Origin of the sequence: Melittangium boletus DSM 14713 (assembly GCF_002305855.1) — a bacterium.
Lineage (GTDB): Bacteria > Myxococcota > Myxococcia > Myxococcales > Myxococcaceae > Cystobacter > Cystobacter boletus.
In genome coordinates this window covers 1,355,774-1,374,139 of the sequence record NZ_CP022163.1, presented here as the reverse complement: position 1 = coordinate 1,374,139, position 18,366 = coordinate 1,355,774, and the positions used below count along the sequence as shown (strand labels likewise).

The following is an 18,366-nucleotide window of genomic DNA, read 5'->3' as shown; positions in this document are numbered from 1 at the left end:
CTCGGTCAGGTCAGAGCGCCACGCGCGGCGGCAAGAGGCGGCTCCACTCCGCCTCGACACGAGTGCCCGCCAGCCCCGCATCGCCCACGTGCATGCCCGGCTCGCGCGCTCCTCGCACACCCGCGCCGGACTTATCGCGGGCCACTGGAGCCCGCTCTCGTCGACGTCTCTGGGGCGGCCCTCGCGCAGGGGCCAGGTGCGCACTCTCCGTGGGCAGGCCCAGGTGCTCCAGAATCGCTCTCACCCCTCCTCCTCGCCCTCGTACTACACCGGGGGCACCCGCTTCGGGAGGAACCATGCTCCGTCCCCTCATCGCCGTCCTGCTCCTGTGCTCGGTGGCCCGCGCCGCCGAGCCCGAACGCCCCGCTTCGCCTCCGACGCCGCCCGTGCCGCCGCGCATCCTGTTCGTCCCCGAGGCCGAGCGCCCGGTGGAGCTCAAGCGGCTGGAGGTGCACGCCCTCGTGCACGGGATGCTCGCGGAGACCACCACCACGCTCGTCTTCCACAACCCCAACCGCCGCGTGCTCGAGGGGCAGCTCGAGTTCCCCCTGCCGCCCGGCGCCACCGTGAGCGGCTACGCGCTGGACGTGGGCGGCCAGCTCGTCGACGGCGTGGTGGTGCCCAAGGAGGAGGCGCGCATCGCCTTCGAGAAGGAGGTGCGCAAGGGCGTGGACCCCGGCCTCGTCGAGCACGTGCGCGGCGACCGCTTCCGCACCCGCATCTACCCCATCCCGGCGGGAGGCACGCGCACGGTGCAGGTGCGCCACATGACCGAGCTGGCCGTGCGCGAGGAGTCCGCCGGCTACCGGCTGCCGCTGCCCTTCGGCGTGCTGCCCGAGGCCTCCGTGCGCATCGAGGTGGTGCGCGGCCTGGCGGCGCCTCCCCGCTTCAGCGGCGGCTTCGGCGAACTCGTCGCGGTGCGCGCCAACGAGAGCTGGGTGGCCGAGCAGCGGCTCCAGGACGCCCGCCCTGGCGCGGACCTCGTGGTGGAGCTGCCCGTGCGCCAGGAGCCGTCCGTGGCGGTGGGCTGCCGCGCGGAGGGCGAGTGCTACGCCATGGTGACGGACCTGCCGAAGCTGCCGCCCCCAGGCGCGCCCCTGCCGCCGCCGCGCCGGCTCGGCATCGTCTGGGACGCCTCCAGCAGCCGCGCGGGAGACCACCCGCGCGAGCTGGCCTTTCTCCAGCAGTTGCTCGCGCGCTGGCCCGTCGCCGAGGTGAAGCTGGTGGTGGTGAGGGACCAGGCCGAGCCCGCTCGCGTCCTCGTGCCCCAGGCGCTGCGCGATGAGCTGGGGCAAGTCGTCTATGACGGCGGCACGGGCCTCGGCGCGCTGGACCTCGCCAGTGACAAGACGGTGGGCGCGTGGCTGCTCTTCTCGGACGGCCTGGGCACAGTGGGCGCCTCGCTCCCTCGCACGGGCTCGGCGCCCGTGTATGCCGTGGTGGACGGCGCGGGCGCGGACACGGCGGTGCTGCGCCACATCGCCGCTAACGGGGACGTGATTGACCTCGCGCTCGAGGAGGTGGGGCAGGCCGTGGCGCGCGTGGTGTCCCCGCCGTGGCGCCTGCTGCGCGTGGAGGCTGACGGCGCGAGCCTCGCCGACGTGCTGCCGCGCGCCCAGCCGATTACCGGGCCGGTGACGGTCGCGGGCCGCCTGCTCGCGAGCAAGGCCACCCTCACGCTCGTCTACGGCGCGGGCTCCCAGGAGGTGGCGCGGCGCAGCGTCACGGTGAGCCGCGCGGAGGCCGTCGACGCCCCGCACGCGGCGCTCGCCTGGGCCCAGCGGCGCATTGCCGAGCTGTCCGCCCTGCCCGTGGAGCACGCCCAGGAGCTCACCGCCCTGGGCCGTCGCTTCGGCCTGGTGACGCCGGGCACCTCGATGCTCGTGCTGGAGAATCTGGAGCAGTACCTCGAACACGACATCGAGCCGCCGGCCTCGCGGGCCGAGATGCGCGCCCAGTTCCTCGCCCAGCGCGCCGAGCGCCGCAAGGCGGAGCAGCAGGGGAAGCAGGCCAAAATCGACGAGGTGCTGGCGATGTGGCGCGAGCGCGTGAGCTGGTGGGAGACCGAGTTCAAGGTGTCCCCGGACTTCGGCTCGAGGGAGAAGCCGAAGAAGAGCGCGAGCGCCCGGATGGAGGGGGAGGAGCGGCAGATGAGCGAGCGCGCGGCCCGGGCGCCTCCTCGGCCAGAGCCCGTGGCCGAGAGCGAGGCCCGGGAGATGGACGGGGACGACTCCTTCGGAGCGGGGGCCGTGGCGCCTCCGCCCTCCGCTGCTGCTCCCGTGGCGCGTCATGCCGAGCCGGCCAAGAAGGCCCCGGGCTCCGGTGGCAACGAGTCGAGCATCGCCATCACCGAGTGGAACCCCGAGACGCCCTACCTCCAGGCGATGCGCGCCGCCGGCGCCCAGAAGGCCTACGCGGCCTACCTGAAGGCGCGCGGTGACTACGCCAACAACCCGGCCTTCCTGCTGGACTGCGCGGACTTCCTGCTCAAGGGCGGCCAGCGCCCGCTCGGCCTGCGCGTGCTCTCCAACCTCGCGGAACTGCGGATTGAGGACCCGGCCCTGCTGCGTGTCTACGCGTGGCGGCTGCAACAGGCCGGTGAACTCGACACCGCCATCCGCGTCCTGCGCGGCGTGCTGCGCCTGCGCCCCGAGGAGCCCCAGTCCTACCGCGACCTCGCGCTCGCGCTCTCCCTGCGCGGCGAGGGCTCGCGCTCGGTGCCGGATTTGGAGGCGGCCATGGAGCTGCTCACCCAGGTGGTGATGAAGACGTGGGACCGCTTCCCCCAAATCGAGGTCATCGCGCTCATGGAGCTCAACCGCTTGCTCGCGCTCGCCGAGCGCCTCCAGGCCGGAGGCCCCCCGGCGCGCTGTGAGCTGGACGCGCGGCTGCGCAAGCTGCTCGACGTGGACGTGCGCATCGTCCTCTCTTGGGACGCGGACCTCACGGACGTGGACCTGCACGTGGAGGAGCCCACCGGCGAGACGGCCTACTACGGCCACAACCGCACCGAGCAGGGCGGGCTCGTGTCCCGGGACTTCACGCAGGGCTATGGCCCCGAGGAGTATGTGCTCCACCGCGCCCTGCCGGGCACCTACACCATCCGCGCGCACTACTACGGCTCCCGCCAGCAGACGCTGCTGGGGCCGGCCACCGTCACCGCCACCGTCATCACCCGCTATGGGCGGCCGGGCGAGCAGCGCCAGGTGCTCACGCTGCGCCTGGAGGGCGCCAAGGACCTCGTCGAGATCGGCAAGGTGCGGATCGGCAAGCTCCAGTGACGGAGACGTTTTCGCGCGGCTTGCGAGAAACAGGGAACGGCAAGAGGCAAGCCGTCTCCGGCGGGCTCAGGCGAGCCACAAAAGCGGCTCAGTCCTAGCGGCAACGGCTCGAAGCGAACGCCGCCCTCCCTCGACACGAAAACACCATCCCGCACCAGCGAATGGAAGTGCGGAGTCACCTACGGCACCGCGCACCTGCTCTTCACCGGGCTGGAACTTTTGCGAGAGGGAAAATCTCATCGGGACCCTGGAGGTTGAAATCCCAGCCTACCGGGCGGGCTCGGACTAACGTGCCGCGAGCTGCTCGTTGAAGTCGAGCCAAACGGTCTTGCCCTCGAGCGCGGTTTCGACGTTGGAGCCATGCTTCATGTCGAAGTCGCGAGCGCCCTCGGAGGCCTTGTCGATCACGGTCATCATCAACCGGTTCATCCCCGCCTTGTCGTTTTTCAAGCCCCCGTTGAGGAAGTCACTCAAGAGAGAGGTCACCGCCTTTTCCGCTACGCCCTTGGCCAGGTCTCCTATCGGGCCGCCCGCGCGCACGGGCTTGGTGGCGAGCCCCAACAGGGTGCCGACGAACTCCTTGCGCGCCGCCTGCTGCTCTCCATTGTCCTTGGCGGCCCGGGAGTAGCCGGTGACCACCGAGCCCAACACGTTACCCAATTGTTTTGCGCTCAGCTCGTTGGCCGCGGCGCCCGGGCCTTGGGCGAGTCGAGCGGGATCGAGCATCTGTTGGCGTTGTTTGCCCATGAAGTCCGAGACGAATTGTTGGAACGACGCGTCCTGACCGGGGTGGGCGAAGAGGGCGTCCCGGAAGAACAGGCCCATGGCGCGCTGCGAATCCGCGAAGGGGACGCCAGAGGAGCCATTGTTGTTGAAGAGCCGGTCTACGAGTCCTTGGGTATCGCTCTTGAAGAGCGTCTTCATGTTGTCGACGAGCGATTTCCGGGTTGGCTCACCCGTGAGGTTCTTTCCCAGCGCGAGCGAGGCCTCTTGGAAGACACGGGTGCGCAGCGTCCCGGCGGACGGTCCCTGGATGTCCGCCGCCATGCCCACCATGCGCTCCAGGCCGGCGGGGTGGAAGGCCGGCCAGTCCGAGTGGAAGGCGTCCGCCAGGGGCGGGGTCGTCAGGCCGTTCCTCATCAAGGTGCCCAGCTCGCCGGTGGGCCAGGTGTCCGCGACGTGCTGATAGAGCTTAGGCTCGGAGGCGATGATATCGCCCGCCATCCGGGCCGAGAACGAGGCGCCGTAGACAGAGCCGAGTGCCGCAGGCTTGATGCCTTCGAGAAAACCCTGCTTCACCGCCAGGCTGGCGCCATGCTTGAGCACGAGCGCGGCTGCGGGGTGGTTCCTTCCCGCCAGACGGCCCACCTGCCCCTGGAAGGGGGGAGGCATGGCGTCGAGCGACTTCGCCACAGAGGACAAGGCGCGCTGGGCAGCCGCCTGGTTGCCGTAAGTATTGTGGTTGTCCTGGCGGATGGCGTTGGCCGCATCATCGAGGAGCTGGCTGGTGAGCTTGGGACCCAACTGCTCGTACATGTCCCGCATGAACGCGGGATCGTCCTTGTGGGCCTCCATCGTATTCAGGAAGTCCTGGCCCCGATACTCCTTCCAGTTCGCGGTGTAGTAGTTGCCCTCGTTCTTCAGCCGCGCTGCGGCCTCGGCTCCACTCGAGGCCGTGAGGGCCCGTCCGGAGGGGTTGAGCGGCGCCTGGGCCACGCACATGGTCTTCGTCTTCGCGGCAGTGAAGGTGTCCTTGTGCTGGGCGACCATCACCGCCGATGCGTCCGTTTTTTTCTACACCGGTAAATAAAACCTGACCTCCGAGGTGTTGTCGACGTAGAGACATCGGAGGTAGTGCCATGGCCCGCACCACGAGCCACCCAGCGGCAAGCAAGCAGGTGGGATTGGAGAACCGGAGGAGGAAGTGCGCGGCATGCGCGGGCCCAGCCCGAGCGGACTACCGGGCGCGCCGCAACGTGGTGACGCTGGAGGCCGTGGTAGCCCTCAAGGTGCAGGTACGGGTGTGTCACCGGGAGGGTTGTGCGCTGTACCGCAAGGCGGTGCGTGCGGAGGAGGAAGGGCGGTGGGTGCTGCCCGAGCACGAGTTCGGACTGGACGTCATCGCGCTCATTGGCGCGCTGCGCTACCAGGAGCACCGCAGCGTGCCGGAAATCCACGCCGCCTTGCGAGAGCGAGGCGTGCCCATTTCAGAGAGGAGCGTCACCAACCTGCTGGACCGCTATGACGAGTTGCTGGCCCTGCGCCTGGCCGACAGTCAGCGGCTGCGCGAGGTGACGGGCAAGCAGGGCCGGGTGGTGCTGGCCATTGACGGGCTGCAACCGGACGTAGGGCACGAGGTGCTGTGGGTGGTGCGCGACTGCTTGTCGGGCGAGGTGCTGGCGGCCAGAAGTCTGTTGTCCTCGGGCGAGGAGGAGCTCGCCTCGCTCTTCAACGAGGTGCTGGCGGCGCTCGACGTCCCGGTGGCGGGCGTCGTCTCCGACGGCCAGCGCTCCATCCGTAACGCCGTCTCCACGGCTCTGCCCGGAGTGCTGCACCAGTTGTGCCACTTCCACTACCTGAGGGAGGCGGCCCGCCCGCTGTATGAGGCGGACCGGCATGCGAAGAAGGAGCTGAAGAAGCGGGTGCGAGGCGTACGCCCCGTGGAGCGGGCCGTGGAGCAGCGCGACGATACCGAGGCCCGGGTGGTGCGTGGCTACTGCGCCGCTGTCCGCAGTGCTCTCACCGATGACCGCCGGCCGCCCTTGCGGCCCTCCGGCCTGCAATTGCACCAACGGCTCGAGAGCATTGAGCAGAGCCTGGAACGAGCACAAAAAGGGGGGCTCGCTCCAAGGAACTGATGCGCTTAGGGCACCTGCTGCGGCGAGGGCTGACGGAGACGGCCCTCATGTGGCCTTCCCTGGAGCACGCTTATGACTGGGTGGAGCGGACGGCCGAGTTACTCCAAAACGAGGAGGGCGACTCAGGAGAGCACGTGCGCACCCGCATGAGTGGGCTGGTGTCCGCGCTCTCGCGGCACGTGCGGCGGACTCGTACGCCGCTTCGTGCCGCTCTCAAGCACTTCCTCACGGAGACACGCCGCTACTGGGCCGGGCTCTTCCACTGCTACGACGTGGAGGGGCTACCCCGGACGAACAACGACCTGGAGCATTTCTTCGGCACTGCCCGCTACCACGAGCGTCGTGCCTCGGGGCGGCGACGCGGTAGCGAAGGCCTGGTGGTGCGCGGCCAGGTACGAATAGTGGCCGCGGCGGCCACGCGCCTCTCGCCCGTGAAGGGCCGCGACCTGGCCCCCAAGGACACCGCTGCGTGGCGCACGCTGCGCACCTCTCTGGACTCGCGTCGCCAGCCTCGTGTCCTGGGCCGGCGTTTCCGCAAAGACCCCGCCGGCTACCTCCTCGCACTCGAAGCGGAGCTCAGGAGCGTTTTGCCGGTGTAGTTTTTTTATGCGCGGCGAGCGAGTGGTTCTTGATGAAGCTCGCCGTGTCCGTGGGGGTGGGCGTCTGGGTTGGCTTCGGGACGACGAGGAAAGAAGTGCGCTGCCCGATGCCAGAAAGGTCGCCCATGAAATTGTCTCCCGCGCACGTGGGGGCGCCGTGGGGTGTAGTGGTTTCGATGAGGAAAGCGCGCTGCGGATGAGTCAACAAAGGCAATTCAGACACCTTCCGTGATGGCGACCAGCCAGACGACCGGTAGGACGTTCCCGTGGAGTCAGAGTTCGCGTCCTCAAGCCAATGCGAAGCCGCGGCCACGAGGGGCGAGCCCTCCTCCTGAGACAGCCGCGAAGGAGGAACCAAAGGAGGAGCGGACGTAATAGCTCGCCGAGCCCCGTCTGGACGAGGCGAGGAGAGCCAGCCGGGCCACGAAACAAAGCGCGGCGGCGTCAGTCGAGGCTGGAGGGGAGCGTGAAGGTGCCGGGGTTGTCGATGGCGGCGAGCGCGGCGCGCAGCAGGTAGCGCCCCGGGTCCTCACCGCCCAGGCGGGCCGTCTCAATCAGCGAGTAGAAGAGGGCCGCCACCTCGGTGCCGCGCAGCGACTTGGAGCCGTAGTGATTCTTGCGGCCCAGCACCAGGTCGCGCAGCTGGCGCTCCACCAGGTTGTTGTCCAAGGGCACCCAGGGGTTGGAGAGGAAGACGGTGAGCCCGCTCCACAGCGCCAGCATGTACTCGAGGGCCTTGCGCAGGCCGCTGCCTGGCAGCGCGCGCTGAGCCAGTGCCCACTCGCGGATGGCCGCCACCAGCGGGACGGACTGCTCCCGCCGCACCAGCAGACGGTACGCGAGCGCCGCGGTCTGTTGTGCTCCCTCCAGCGCATGTGGGTCAGGCAGGCCGGCCTCAATGGCATACAACTGGCCAATGAGAGACAGCACCTGGGCGCACGCGGGGGCCACCTGCTCGGCCTCCACGAATTTGCGCCGCACGTGGGCCCAACAAAACACCAGGCTACAGGAGGCCGGCCCGTCGGCCCCCGGTTTCGTCGCCGTCTGGTAGGCGGCGTAGCCGTCCACCATGGCGACGCCCTGGTAGTTGCCCAGCACCTGCCGGGCCGTGGCCCCGGAGCGGCTGGGGAGAATGCGGTGGTGCACCGCACGGGGACTGGCCACCGTCCATGCGTACCACTTCTTCCCCGGGCCCTTGTCCAGCAGGTGCCAGTGCGTCTCATCCGCGTGGATGAGGGGGGAAGCGAAGACGACGGCGAGCAGTGCCTCGTAGCTGGGCTGGAGGTGGCGGGCCAGGGCGGACAACTGGTCCCAGAGTGTCTGGGTATCCACTACCAGGCCCTCGCGCCGGTACATGCGCTCCTGGCGCGCCAGCGGCAGGTGGAAGGCATACTTCTGCAGCGCCACGTGCACGGCGAAATCCACCGCGTAGCGGCCGCCCGGAATGAGGCGCGGCGCGGTGGGTGCGGTGACGGGTGCGCACCCCTCCGGGCAGCGGTACTTCTGTCGGCGGTAGCGCTTGAGGACGAAGTGGCGCTCCACCACGCTCACCTCCTCGCTGTCCTCCGTCTGCCCCCGCCACTCCGCGAGGGCTCCGCCGCACAGGCCGCATACCTTGTCCGCCTCGTCCAACGGCAGCAGCACCTCTTGCACGGGCAGCTCCGGCTGGGCTCGCGGCCCATGTCCCCGCTGCTGGCACTCGCGCGCGGCGGGCTCCTCCTGCTGCGCGCTCGGGCGCTTCTCGCTGGAGGCTCCGAAGAGGCGCTGCTGCATGCGCGCCAGTTGCTCCTGGAGCTGGGTGAGCTCCAGTTGCAGCCGCGCCTGGGCGTCCTCCCCCTTGAGCCGCGCATTCTCTTGCACCAGCGCCTCCAGCCGCTGGTGCAGCCGCGCGTTCTCCGCCTCGAGCAGCGCCGCCATCTGCTTCGCCGTCTCCAGGTCCTTCACCTGCCCGAGGGGAACCATACCTTCGCGGTAGTGCTACACGGCCGCCTCCACCGCAAGTTCTTTCTCCTCGAAGGCTGGCGGCGACAGCTTCCACCTGCCCGCCAGCTCGCACCCCTCCAGAAACAAGGACAGCTCGGCCACCGTCAGCTCCACGCTCACCGCTCCGGCCTGGGCCCACGGCCGCGCGAAGCGTCCCTTGAAGAGACGCTTGGTGAGCAGCACCAGCCCCGTGCCGTCGAAGTAGAGCACCTTGGCCCGCTGGCGACACCGCCCCACGAAGAGGAAGACGTCGCCCTTGAGCAGCTGTCCTCCCAGCTGCTGCTCCACCAGCGCGCTCAATCCATCAAACCCCTTGCGCATGTCCACCGGCACCGCACTGGCGTACACCCGCACCGCCCGCGTGAGTGTCAGCACGCCACCCTCCGCAGCACCTCCACCGCCTCCTCCACCCCCAGCCCTTCCACCCTCCAGCCTTGGGGCGACACCACCGCCAAGGTCGTGCCCTCTCGCGGCCGCGCGGGCACCTTCGCCTCGTGCACCACCACTGGCACCAGCCCCGCGCGCCTCGGCTCACTCCCTCTCGCCTTGCTCCCAGGCGTCTGCCCCCGCCTCCACGCCTGCAGCGTCGGCTCCGACACCCCCAGCCTCTCCACCACCGACTTGAGCGTCTCTCCCTTCTCCAACGCCTGCGCCAGGTAGCGCACCGCGAACGCTCTCATCGGCTCGGGGAAGGGGCCCGAGCCCTTGGCTCGTCCCGCTCTCAGTCTCTGCACCTCTTGCCGGAACTGCTCCAACTCCTTCTCCACGTGCACCTCCAGGTTTCTTCCCTGGACGTCTCACGCTCCCGCCTCTCTCGTCACGACGGGCTCCGGCGAGCTGTTACGAGCGGACGCCGCCGAGTGGAGGAGGTCGGGCTGCTGTGTCGTCCCTTCGCGCGGGTTCAGTTCCGCCACCCAACCCAGGTGCGCGAGGCCCTGGTGCGCTCCCGGGACCGGGCCGAGAAATGCTGAGCCCTCGGCGCGCGCAACCGGCTAGAGGTTTCGCATCGCCCGGCACGGGTTCGATTTCCGCCGCCTCCACATTCAGAAGCCCAGCAATCTCACCGGGTTGCTGGGCTTTTTCTTTGGCTTCGTTGCCTCATGTGTCCTCAGTGTGCCCCTCCGGCGTCTCTGCCCGGTGCGGCGTGGAGCTGGGGCACGGGCCGGTCGAGCTGCTGCACCGCGCTTTCCCGGGCCTCCGGCGCGAGGTGGGCGTACCGCATGGTCATCTCGATGGTCGCGAGATCCATCAGCTCCTGGATGACCTTGAGCGGGACGCCCCTCATGGCGAGGTGGCTGCCGTAGGTGTGCCGCAGGTCGTGCCAGCCGATGCGCCCCTGCTCGCGGCTGATGTCCGCCGCCCGCAGCGCACGCTGGAGCGGCAGCTTCATCAGGCCATCCGGCAGCGGCTGGCCGTCCGGCTGGCAGAACACGTAGGGGCCGCGCAGATGCCGGTGTCCCTTGAGTGCGTCCACCACCGAGGCCGGTAGGTCCACCGTCCGCTCGCGCCCACCCTTGGGCGAGCCCGTCACCCCGCGCCAGATGGTGCGCCGTACGTGCAGCTTGCCGCGCTGCAAGTCCACGTCGCTCCACTGGAGCCCGATCAGCTCTCCCTGCCGCAGCCCCGTCTTGAGGGCCACCAGCAGCACCGGCCGCCACTCCGGCTCGGCGTCGGCGACAAGCCGCTCGGCCTCCTCGAAGGTGAGGAAGTCACAAGGGCCGCGTCCAGCGCGTGGGCGGGCGGCAGAGCGTCACCGGCATCGTGGTGAACGAGAAGCTCTCCGTCCCCCGCGAGGAGGTCCGCCGGCTGCGCGCCATCCTCCACTAGGCGAAGCTGACGGGGCTGGCGGCGCAGAACCGGGAGAACCGGCCGGACTTCGGGGCCTGGCTCTACGGCAAGATTGCTTATGTCTGCATGGTGGACCGGCCCAAGGGCCTCAAGCTCCTGGAGGCCTTCGAGGCACTGAGGAGCGGCCAGCGGGCCTCCGCCGGTTCTTAGGCCCCTTCACCGGGTGCTACACTCGAAGTCCACGCAATGGGCCACCCGACCCTCGAGAACGAGACTCCCTTCGCCTTCGACATGATGGGCCTCGCCGACGAGGAGGGGCGGCCGCTGCTGCTGCTCGTCGTGAAGGCCACCTATTCGCTCGGCGCCACCGGGCTGATGCTGGCGAACGAGCAGGTCCCCGTGACGTGGGGCGGCGAGCCCTGGGGCAAGCCCGGGGAGTCCAGCGACAAGTACGAGCCGGAGGCCGCCTTCATCAAGCCCGCCACGGACGTGGTGCTCATCGGCCACGCGTACGCGCCGCAGAAGGGCGCCACGGAGGGACTGGTGGCCCTCCAGGTGGGCCCCCTGAAGAAGGCCGTGCGCGTGGTGGGCGAGCGGACGTGGTTCCGCAGCATGGGCCGAGTGTCCGCGACGAAGCCGCTGCCCTTCGACACGCTGCCCCTCTCCTGGGAGCGCGCCTTCGGCGGGTGGGATAGGACGGACGCGGCGAAGCCGACGTTCGAGCCTCGCAACCCCGTGGGCACGGGCTTCCGCTCCAGCCCGCGCCACTTCGAGGAGGGACTGAGGCTGCCCAACCTGGAGGACCCGGCGGAGCCCCTGCGCGAGTTCGGCCAGAAGGTGACGCCCGTGGGCTTTGGCTTCACCTCGCCGCACTGGCAGCCGCGCGCGAAGTACGCGGGCACGTATGACGAGGCGTGGAACAAGACGCGCAAGCCGCTGCTCCCCAAGGACTTCGACCGGCGCTTCTTCAATGCCGCGGCGCCGGGGCTCGTCGCGCCCGGCTACCTGAAGGGCGAGGAGCCGGTCATCATCGCTGGAGCCTCACCGAAGGGGCGGCTGTCCTTCTCGCTCCCCGGACAACCGGCACCGGTTGTCACTGTGGAGCTGACCACCGGCGAGGATGCGACGCCGCCCATGCACCTGGACACCGTCATCCTCGACACGGACGCGGAGCAGGTGCTCCTGCTGTGGCGGGGGCACGTGGTGCTCGGAGAGGGGCTCCACGACGTGCGCGGCCTGCGCGTCACCGCGGAAGGTGTGGCCCCCAGGAAGACATAGAATGGCGGGCTGACGCGTGGGCCTGCTTGCATGGTGGATGAGTGGATGGGACCCCCGGCCAAGCCCGGCCTGAACAACAGGGAATCCCGGGCTGGCAGCCCTCCTCGGGCCGGCTCGCGTCGTGTTGCCCCGATGGGGTAAACTGTCCCCTTCCTGGAGGTGCACGCCATGCCCGTCAACACCGGTGTGAACAAGATGTCCGTGGTCACCAAGGACAGCGGCGGTGTCACCACGGCATTCCCGGACGTGTGCAAGACGCCAAGCCCCGCCGGGCCCGTGCCCATTCCGTACCCCAACATCGCCCAGTCCTCGGACACGGACAAAGGCACCAAGAAGGTGTCCGTGGCCGGCAACCCGGTGTGCGTGAAGGACTCCAACTTCAAGACGAGCACCGGCGACGAGGCGGGCACCGCGGGCGGCGGCGTGGCCTCCAGCAAGACCAAGGGCAAGGCCGAGTTCGTCAACTACTCCTTCGACGTGAAGTTCGAGGGGAAGAACGTGGCGCGCGCCTTCGACCTGATGCTCCACAACGACAAGAACACGCCACCCTTCCCCGTCATGCAGGGCCCCGTCATGGCCTCGGGCGGCAGTGACGAGAAGCCCATCTGCCACACCTGCAAGGAGCACTTCTAGCAAGTGGTGTCACCCCCAAGCCCCCGACCATGAGATCGTCCCCCGACAGGCAGCTCGTTTCCTCCCCCTTACCGGAGCAGGAGCCCATCCTGGGCAGCCGCGCCGGCCACCTCGTGGGGCTCGACGCCACCAACACGCTGCTCGTGGACTACCCGGGCAACACCGCCGGTCCCCTCCCCGCCCGGCTCGCGGTGGCGGTGGACGCCAGGACGCTCCAGTCCGCGGTGGCCCAGCGGCAGAAGGTGGTCCTCCTCTTCGAGAACGGAGACCCCCGGCTGCCCTTCATCATGGGGCTCATCCAGGAGCCCACCACCACGCCCCTCCTGGACGCGCTGCTGGAGAGCCCTCCCGCCCAGCCCCGGCCGTCCATGGAAGCCCGCGTGGATGGGAAGCGCGTGGTCATCGAGGGCCAGGACGAAATCGTCCTCAAGTGCGGCGAGGCCAGCATCACCCTGCGCCGCAATGGCAAGGTCCTCGTGAAGGGCACGTACCTCGAGTCGAAGGCCACCGGCACCCACCGCATCAAGGGTGGCTTGGTGGAAATCAACTGACACGATGAGCGGGCACATGGGGCACCCCTTGCGCTGGGACATCTACGAGACGCACCTCGACGAGGCGGCCTTTCGCTGGAGCCAATGGGAGGCGGCGCTCGACGCGCCCGACTTCATCCTGGGGGAGGTCGCGGAGCTGGAGGAGCGGTTCGCCGCGCACCTGGACGGCCTCATCCTGGGCGGAACGCCCGTGGCCCGGCGGCTCCTGGAGCCCGCGCTGGCCTCGGAGGAACTGGAGCGCATCGTCACCGCCGCGCTGGCGCTGCTGCGCGGCGAGGATGCCCCCGGGCCCGCCGCGGTCCTCGCCGCGCTGCCCGCGGCCGAGCCCTCCGCGCTGGCCGGTCTCCGGCGCGCGCTCGAGCTGGCGCCCTCCGCCGCCATTCCCACGGCGCTCCCCTCGCTCCTCGAGAAGGAGGACGCGCTCCCCGCGCTGTGGGTGCTCGTGCTCGACACGCTGGGGACGCACGGGCTGGCCACGCCCGCGCTGTGCACGCCGTTGCTGTCGCACCCCGAGCCGGAGGTGGCCGCCGCCGCGCTGCGCGCCGCCAGCCGGGCCCGGCTGCCGTTGGAGCCCGCCAGGGTCCAGCGGGCCCTGGACTCGCGGGCTCCCGTCCTGCGCGATGCCGCCCTCCTGGCGGGCTTGATGGGCGGCCACGCCGGCGCCTGGGCGGCCTGCAGGGCCCTCGTCGACTCACGCGCGTCCGAGGCCCGGCTTCCGCTGCTGCTGCTGGGACTGGGAGGCGACGAGCAGGACGTGAAGCGGCTGCTGGCGCGGCTCGACGACGAGGAGTTCCGCGCGGACGCGCTGTGGGCGCTCGGCTTCTCCGGGCGCGTGGCCGCCGCCGACGCCTGCGTGGCGCTGATGCGGAAAGAGCCCATCGCCGCGCTCGCCGGCGAGGCCTTCAGCGCCATCACCGGGCTGCGCATCGAAGGGGTTCATGCCACCGAGAAGGAGGAGCGGGAGGAGGACGACCTCGACGCGGACCTCACGCTCCGGCCCGAGGACGCCCTGCCTCTGCCTCACGCGGAGCATGTCGCGGCGTGGTGGAAGGAAGCCCGAGCCCGGCTGGACCCGAAGCAGCGCTACCTCGCCGGTCAGCCCTTCACGCCGCAGGTGCTGCTGGAGGCGCTCGTCAGCGCGCCCATGAGGCGCCGCCATGCGCTGGCCCTGGAGCTGGCGCTGCGCAGCCGGGGCGCGCTCCAGGTTCCGACCCGCGCGTTCGTGCAACATCAGGTCGCCGGGTGGAAGGCCGCCCGCGCCGCACCCGCCACTTCGTTCAGCCGCCCCTTCGCCGAGGGGCTTCGCGGCTGACGTACACTTTCAGGTCATCCGCAGGAGCGCTCCATGGCCAAGAAGCACTACAAGTCACTGAAGGCGCGAGGGGAGGAGCACAAGAAGGACCCCAAGACGACCAGCTGCATCTGGAGCCATAAAGACTATGGGGGGAAGAAGGGCTGGTCGACGCACCCCTGCCACTACCAGAACAACGGCTTCGAGGAGTCGAAGGGCGGCCGCTCCGGGAAGTACGTCCCGTCCCAGGCCAGGGTCGACGAGGTCAATGCCAGCAGGAAGGAGCTTCGCGAGAGCGCGGCGGCTGAGTACCGGCAGGAGGTCAACAAGGCCCGTGAGGAGGTGTCCCGGTATCAGGAGCTCCGCGCCAGCGGAGAGAAGCTCGCGAAGCGTGACAATTTCAGGTCCTTCGTCGCCAATGGCCGGTTGATGCAGCTCACAACCAAGGCCCGTGAGTTCCTCCAGAAGCACATCCTGGGCTATGGCCAGCCCCTGCACCGGCTCTCCCTCAACAAGGAAGCCTGGCACGTGGCGCACGTCCTCGATGAGTCGCTCGTCACGAAGGAGTACCTCGGCGGCCAGGGCTACGTGCAGGCCAGGAAAAATGGCGTCAAGCAGCCCGTGAACTTCGCCCCGGAGTGGCATGAGCAGCGACTGGGCTCGTGGTACCCGTATGAACACGAGTACCACCACATCATCCCGAAGGGAGCGCTCAAGTACGAGCTCCTGGATCGGCCGCAGAATACACCCATCGAGCGCCGGGTCTCCGTCGTCTGGGAGTCGAAGTGGAACATGCACAACGGGGGGAACATCGTCCTGCTGGCCGAGAACCCCGTCATCGCGAAGATCATCAACCTGCCCGCTCACTGTCCGTGGGGCGCCACGGGGCACGCGCTCTATTCCGACATGGTTGAGGCCCACCTCCGTCAGTTGGCCAACCAGGTGGAAGCGGACTTGAGCGAGGCGGGAGAGCCTCACGAGGTAGAAAAGATAGCGGGTGATGAACTTCGCAAGGGCTTGAACGCCCTGTCGCTAAAACTGTACAACCAGATCATAACGAACAAAGTCCTCCTCTCCTGAGCCACGCCTCATCCCCTCACGGACGAACACTTCATGACCCAGACACGCTTCTCCTACGTCGTGGTCCCCTTCTTTCCGGGGCCGGAGATCGCCGCGACCGAGCCTGTCAACGACGTGCTGACCCTTCCGGCCCTGTCCATGCGGGGCGTGCCACTGGCCTCCCAATTCCCTCCGACGACGGAAATCACCCTGTCGACCAAGTCCGGCAGCCGCTTCACGGACTTCATCTACACGACCGCCCGACTCATCCTGCCGTCCCAGCGGGCCTGGGACCTCATGCGAGCGGAGGGGGTGAAGGAGGAGCACGCCGAGTACCTGCCCTTCATCCTCAAGGACCGGAAGGGGCGCGTCCGACCCGAGAAGTACGGCTTCGTCAATCCGCTGGTGAAGGTGCCCTGCTTCGACTCCGAGAAGTCCGAGTACACCCCATCCGCCAGGAACATCCCCGGACGCCTGGCTGGAATCCTGCGACTTCACATCCACCCGGAAAAGGTCCCCGAGGACGTGAAGCTGTTCCGCCTCGCGGAGAACACCAGCACCATGCTCATGCGTACCGACCTGCTGGAGAAGCTCCAGGCGGCGGGCATGGAAGGGCTGCGCGGCATCGCGCTCGGTGAGTTGCTGGAGTAGGACAGCCCCATGGGTCTGAAGAAGCTCGAGTTCCTGCTGCAGAGCATGCAGTCCCGGCTGGTGGACAACCTGGGGCGTCTGTCCGAGGAGGGGCCCGTGCCCGACCTCACGCTCGAGACCTGCCGCCTCCACCGCTACCTCGGCTGCGGTGTCCTGCTGGCAAGCCACGATGCGGCGGAGTGTCGGGAGCAGTTCTCCGACAGCGCGGAGCTGTTCCTGATGTTCCTGCGGGCGCACGAGCCCCACTCCGAGGCGGACGACAAGACCCGGTACTACCTGGCCCGCGGCCGGGGAGCGTTCCTGCTGGATGCGCTCTGCGCCGGTGACGTGAAGCTCACCCGGGAGCTCGACGAGGCCCTGCCCGCGGCCTGGATGCCAGACGTGGAGAACGAGGAGGACTTCCTGTACCTCAAGCTCCTGCCCGCGCTCACCCCGGGCGCGGGCCCGGAGTCGCCACCGGCGGAAGACACCCAGCGGCTGGCCCGGCTGCTGGCGGAGCTCGACACGCCCCGCCTGAAGGCCCTGGACGCACTGCTGCGCAACCACGAGCGCGACTTCGAGGATGCGCTGGCGGGAGTTACCGCCGAGTGGCGGGAAGGCATCGAGCGCGCGCGCGACTCTGGCCCGGTGGACCTCTACCATGACCGGACGGAAGCGAATGTGTTCCTCGAGGGAACCGCGCTCGTGCGGGTGGCCCGCCTCCGGGGAATCAAGACCGCGGAGCAGTACCCCTTCATCCCCGCCGCGCTCCTCCGGCCTTCCAAGAGAGCTTCCTCGCGCAAGGGGAGCCGATAACCGGCCCCCCTCTTCTCCTCGTTTCCTCCACGGACACGCCACGTGAGACTCGCCATCACCGGTCTGGGAATGCTCAGTACCCTCGGGGAAGACGTCGTCACGGCGTGCGCGGCCCTTCGCGCCGGGCTCTCGCGTCCAGCCCCCCTTCGCTTCGAGGTGTTCTCTCCCGACGAGGAGTCGGGCTCGGCGGTCGTGACGGGACATCCGCTGAAGGGCATCGCGGATGGATACGAGGGAGTCGGCCTCTATACGCGACTGACGTCACAGGCGATCCAGGACCTGGTGCGGTACGCCGGCCTGACCCCCGGCGACTCCGCCTTCTGGGGCGCCACCTCGCTCTACGTCTGCATCTCTCCCCCTCGGAACAACGAGCTGGGCTCCGTCATCGAGGAGCTCTTCTCCGAGCACCTCATTCCCTCCATCCTGGACGAGGTCGGGCTGCCCATTGCTCCGGCGCGGACACGCCTGCTCATGCTGGGACACGCCTCGGTCCTCACGGCCATCCACGCCGCGGGCGAGCAAATCGAGGCGGGGCGCGGCTCGCGAGCCCTCATCGTCGGCGTGGACAGCCTCGTGGGCGAGGACGAGCTGGCCTGGCTCGCCGACCACGGCCGGCTCAAGGTCGCGGAACACGTGGTGGGGCTGATGCCAGGACAGGCGAGCGCGGCGGTGCTCGTGGAGCATAAACCCACGGCCCGCCGTCGCCAGGCACGGGTGGAGGCGTTCATCGACGGCGTCCAGCCTGGCCAGGAGGAGCGGAGCCGCGCTCGCCAGCAGCGAGGCTCCGGCGTGGGGCTGGCCACGGTGGTGGCCCGGACGCTGAAGGACCGGCGGCGCGTCGCCGAGGTCTACGCCGACCTGAATGGCGAGGACGCACGGGCCTACGAATGGGGGACCGCGCTGGTTCGCCTGTCCGAGGCCCATGAGCTTCCCACGAGCATCCACACTCCCGCGGTGTCGCTGGGGGACACCGGAGCGGCGAGCGGAGCCATCTCCATCGCCGCCGCCGTGCGCTCACTGGTCCGGGGCTATGCGCAAGGGGACGACATCCTCGTCTGGTCCAGCTCGGACACGGGCGAGGTGGCGTCGGCCCTCATCACCCGGGCGAAGGGGAATGCGGAATGACGCGTCGGGCCCGGCCTCACATCCCCGGGTGAAAGCCCATGTCCTCGTCGCCGTGGATGAGCCACTGACGCGCGGAGGACTCCTGCCAGAAGCGCCGCAGAATCCGGTCCGCGTGGCTCTCCCGCGCGATGTGGTTGAGTTGCAGCGCCACTACCTGGCTCTCCACCAGCTCCGCCACCCGCACCACGCCCGAGCGCAGCCCGTACTCCTGCACGCGGCGAATCATGTCCGCAGCCTCCGGCGACGCGGGCCGGAAGGTGCGCACGTCCGCCTTGATTTTGATGTCCCGGCCCATCAGGGAGTCCGTGGCCCCCCTCAGCTCCGCCACGAAGCGCTGCATCTCCTCCACGCGGATGTAGCCGTCGAGGATGAAGTCCACGATGGCATGCTGGCCGTCGACCTCTATCTGGAACACCGGGCTCTTTCGTGAAAGGAGTTACGGGTTGAGCCGCTCTGACATGGTTGCGAGAGTAG

General features: G+C 69.2%; 16 protein-coding genes and 1 pseudogene. 10 read left to right on the top strand and 7 right to left on the bottom strand.

Annotation, left to right across the window (positions count from 1 at the left end; genetic code table 11):
* Positions 1–10 precede the first annotated feature (10 nt).
* The gene (locus MEBOL_RS40965; protein ID WP_170115404.1) at positions 11–244 is read right to left on the bottom strand and encodes a hypothetical protein; all 234 of its coding nucleotides are present in this window, start codon (positions 242–244) and stop codon (positions 11–13) included.
* Between the two features lie 52 nt (positions 245–296).
* On the opposite strand from MEBOL_RS40965, the gene MEBOL_RS05725 reads away from it, so the two are divergent.
* A complete protein-coding gene (locus tag MEBOL_RS05725; protein ID WP_157774785.1) occupies positions 297–3,281 on the top strand; it encodes a VIT domain-containing protein in 2,985 nt (994 codons plus the stop codon).
* Between the two features lie 285 nt (positions 3,282–3,566).
* Here MEBOL_RS05725 and MEBOL_RS05720 read toward each other — a convergent pair whose 3' ends face one another.
* Positions 3,567–5,051, bottom strand: a complete 1,485-nt coding sequence (locus MEBOL_RS05720) for a hypothetical protein (RefSeq protein WP_095976452.1) — start codon at positions 5,049–5,051, stop codon at positions 3,567–3,569.
* Positions 5,052–5,140: 89 nt separating this feature from the next.
* Between MEBOL_RS05720 and MEBOL_RS05715 the strand changes: the two genes are divergently transcribed.
* Positions 5,141–6,738 (top strand): transposase gene (locus tag MEBOL_RS05715; RefSeq protein ID WP_245919492.1). Its coding sequence is split into 2 segments (ribosomal slippage): positions 5,141–6,110 and positions 6,110–6,738, totalling 1,599 coding nucleotides; the frame shifts between segments, so codons are not numbered across the junction.
* A 444-nt stretch (positions 6,739–7,182) separates the two neighbouring features.
* Here the strand turns inward: MEBOL_RS05715 and tnpC are convergent.
* From tnpC to MEBOL_RS05695, 4 genes and pseudogenes are all read right to left on the bottom strand, one after another.
* Complete coding sequence (gene tnpC / locus MEBOL_RS05710; RefSeq protein WP_095976451.1) at positions 7,183–8,700, bottom strand: IS66 family transposase; 1,518 nt, start codon at positions 8,698–8,700, stop codon at positions 7,183–7,185.
* Between the two features lie 15 nt (positions 8,701–8,715).
* The gene (gene tnpB, locus MEBOL_RS05705; RefSeq protein ID WP_095976450.1) at positions 8,716–9,096 is read right to left on the bottom strand and encodes an IS66 family insertion sequence element accessory protein TnpB; all 381 of its coding nucleotides are present in this window, start codon (positions 9,094–9,096) and stop codon (positions 8,716–8,718) included.
* A complete protein-coding gene (locus tag MEBOL_RS05700; protein WP_095976449.1) occupies positions 9,090–9,488 on the bottom strand; it encodes a transposase in 399 nt (132 codons plus the stop codon). Before MEBOL_RS05700 ends, tnpB begins: the two co-directional genes overlap by 7 nt.
* Positions 9,489–9,829: 341 nt before the next feature.
* Positions 9,830–10,432 (bottom strand): annotated as a pseudogene (locus tag MEBOL_RS05695) (tyrosine-type recombinase/integrase); the annotation flags it as partial.
* A 323-nt stretch (positions 10,433–10,755) separates the two neighbouring features.
* Here MEBOL_RS05695 and MEBOL_RS05685 point away from each other — a divergent pair.
* The 8 genes from MEBOL_RS05685 to MEBOL_RS05650 all read left to right on the top strand — a co-directional run bounded on the left by MEBOL_RS05685 (position 10,756) and on the right by MEBOL_RS05650 (position 17,892).
* Positions 10,756–11,787: a DUF2169 family type VI secretion system accessory protein gene (locus MEBOL_RS05685; protein ID WP_095976448.1), complete on the top strand. Its 1,032-nt coding sequence runs from the start codon at positions 10,756–10,758 to the stop codon at positions 11,785–11,787.
* A gap of 168 nt (positions 11,788–11,955) precedes the next feature.
* On the top strand, positions 11,956–12,420 hold the full coding sequence (locus MEBOL_RS05680) for a DUF4150 domain-containing protein (RefSeq protein ID WP_095976447.1): 465 nt from the start codon (positions 11,956–11,958) through the stop codon (positions 12,418–12,420).
* 29 nt (positions 12,421–12,449) lie between these two features.
* Entirely contained in the window at positions 12,450–12,971 is a 522-nt protein-coding gene (locus MEBOL_RS05675) for a DUF6484 domain-containing protein (RefSeq protein WP_095976446.1), read from the top strand.
* 16 nt (positions 12,972–12,987) lie between these two features.
* Positions 12,988–14,283 carry a TIGR02270 family protein gene (locus tag MEBOL_RS05670; protein ID WP_245919491.1) on the top strand — a complete coding sequence of 432 codons (1,296 nt, stop codon included), beginning with the start codon at positions 12,988–12,990 and terminating at the stop codon, positions 14,281–14,283.
* Positions 14,284–14,316: 33 nt separating this feature from the next.
* Positions 14,317–15,342: an AHH domain-containing protein gene (locus MEBOL_RS05665; RefSeq protein ID WP_095976444.1), complete on the top strand. Its 1,026-nt coding sequence runs from the start codon at positions 14,317–14,319 to the stop codon at positions 15,340–15,342.
* A gap of 33 nt (positions 15,343–15,375) precedes the next feature.
* Positions 15,376–15,972 carry an imm11 family protein gene (locus MEBOL_RS05660; RefSeq protein WP_095976443.1) on the top strand — a complete coding sequence of 199 codons (597 nt, stop codon included), beginning with the start codon at positions 15,376–15,378 and terminating at the stop codon, positions 15,970–15,972.
* A 9-nt stretch (positions 15,973–15,981) separates the two neighbouring features.
* A complete protein-coding gene (locus MEBOL_RS05655; protein ID WP_095976442.1) occupies positions 15,982–16,767 on the top strand; it encodes an immunity 49 family protein in 786 nt (261 codons plus the stop codon).
* A gap of 42 nt (positions 16,768–16,809) precedes the next feature.
* Positions 16,810–17,892: a hypothetical protein gene (locus MEBOL_RS05650; protein ID WP_095976441.1), complete on the top strand. Its 1,083-nt coding sequence runs from the start codon at positions 16,810–16,812 to the stop codon at positions 17,890–17,892.
* Positions 17,893–17,908: 16 nt separating this feature from the next.
* Here the strand turns inward: MEBOL_RS05650 and MEBOL_RS05645 are convergent, their stop codons facing one another.
* The gene (locus tag MEBOL_RS05645; protein ID WP_095976440.1) at positions 17,909–18,307 is read right to left on the bottom strand and encodes a hypothetical protein; all 399 of its coding nucleotides are present in this window, start codon (positions 18,305–18,307) and stop codon (positions 17,909–17,911) included.
* Positions 18,308–18,366 lie beyond the last annotated feature (59 nt).

Bases quoted from the DNA above. Each gene is read 5' to 3' on its own strand.
- MEBOL_RS05725 (WP_157774785.1), top strand. From the start codon at position 297: ATGCTCCGTCCCCTCATCGCCGTCCTGCTCCTGTGCTCGGTGGCCCGC.
- MEBOL_RS05720 (WP_095976452.1), bottom strand. From the start codon at position 5,051: ATGGTCGCCCAGCACAAGGACACCTTCACTGCCGCGAAGACGAAGACC.
- tnpC (WP_095976451.1), bottom strand. From the start codon at position 8,700: ATGGTTCCCCTCGGGCAGGTGAAGGACCTGGAGACGGCGAAGCAGATG.
- MEBOL_RS05685 (WP_095976448.1), top strand. From the start codon at position 10,756: ATGGGCCACCCGACCCTCGAGAACGAGACTCCCTTCGCCTTCGACATG.
- MEBOL_RS05680 (WP_095976447.1), top strand. From the start codon at position 11,956: ATGCCCGTCAACACCGGTGTGAACAAGATGTCCGTGGTCACCAAGGAC.
- MEBOL_RS05675 (WP_095976446.1), top strand. From the start codon at position 12,450: ATGAGATCGTCCCCCGACAGGCAGCTCGTTTCCTCCCCCTTACCGGAG.
- MEBOL_RS05670 (WP_245919491.1), top strand. From the start codon at position 12,988: ATGGGGCACCCCTTGCGCTGGGACATCTACGAGACGCACCTCGACGAG.
- MEBOL_RS05665 (WP_095976444.1), top strand. From the start codon at position 14,317: ATGGCCAAGAAGCACTACAAGTCACTGAAGGCGCGAGGGGAGGAGCAC.
- MEBOL_RS05660 (WP_095976443.1), top strand. From the start codon at position 15,376: ATGACCCAGACACGCTTCTCCTACGTCGTGGTCCCCTTCTTTCCGGGG.
- MEBOL_RS05655 (WP_095976442.1), top strand. From the start codon at position 15,982: ATGGGTCTGAAGAAGCTCGAGTTCCTGCTGCAGAGCATGCAGTCCCGG.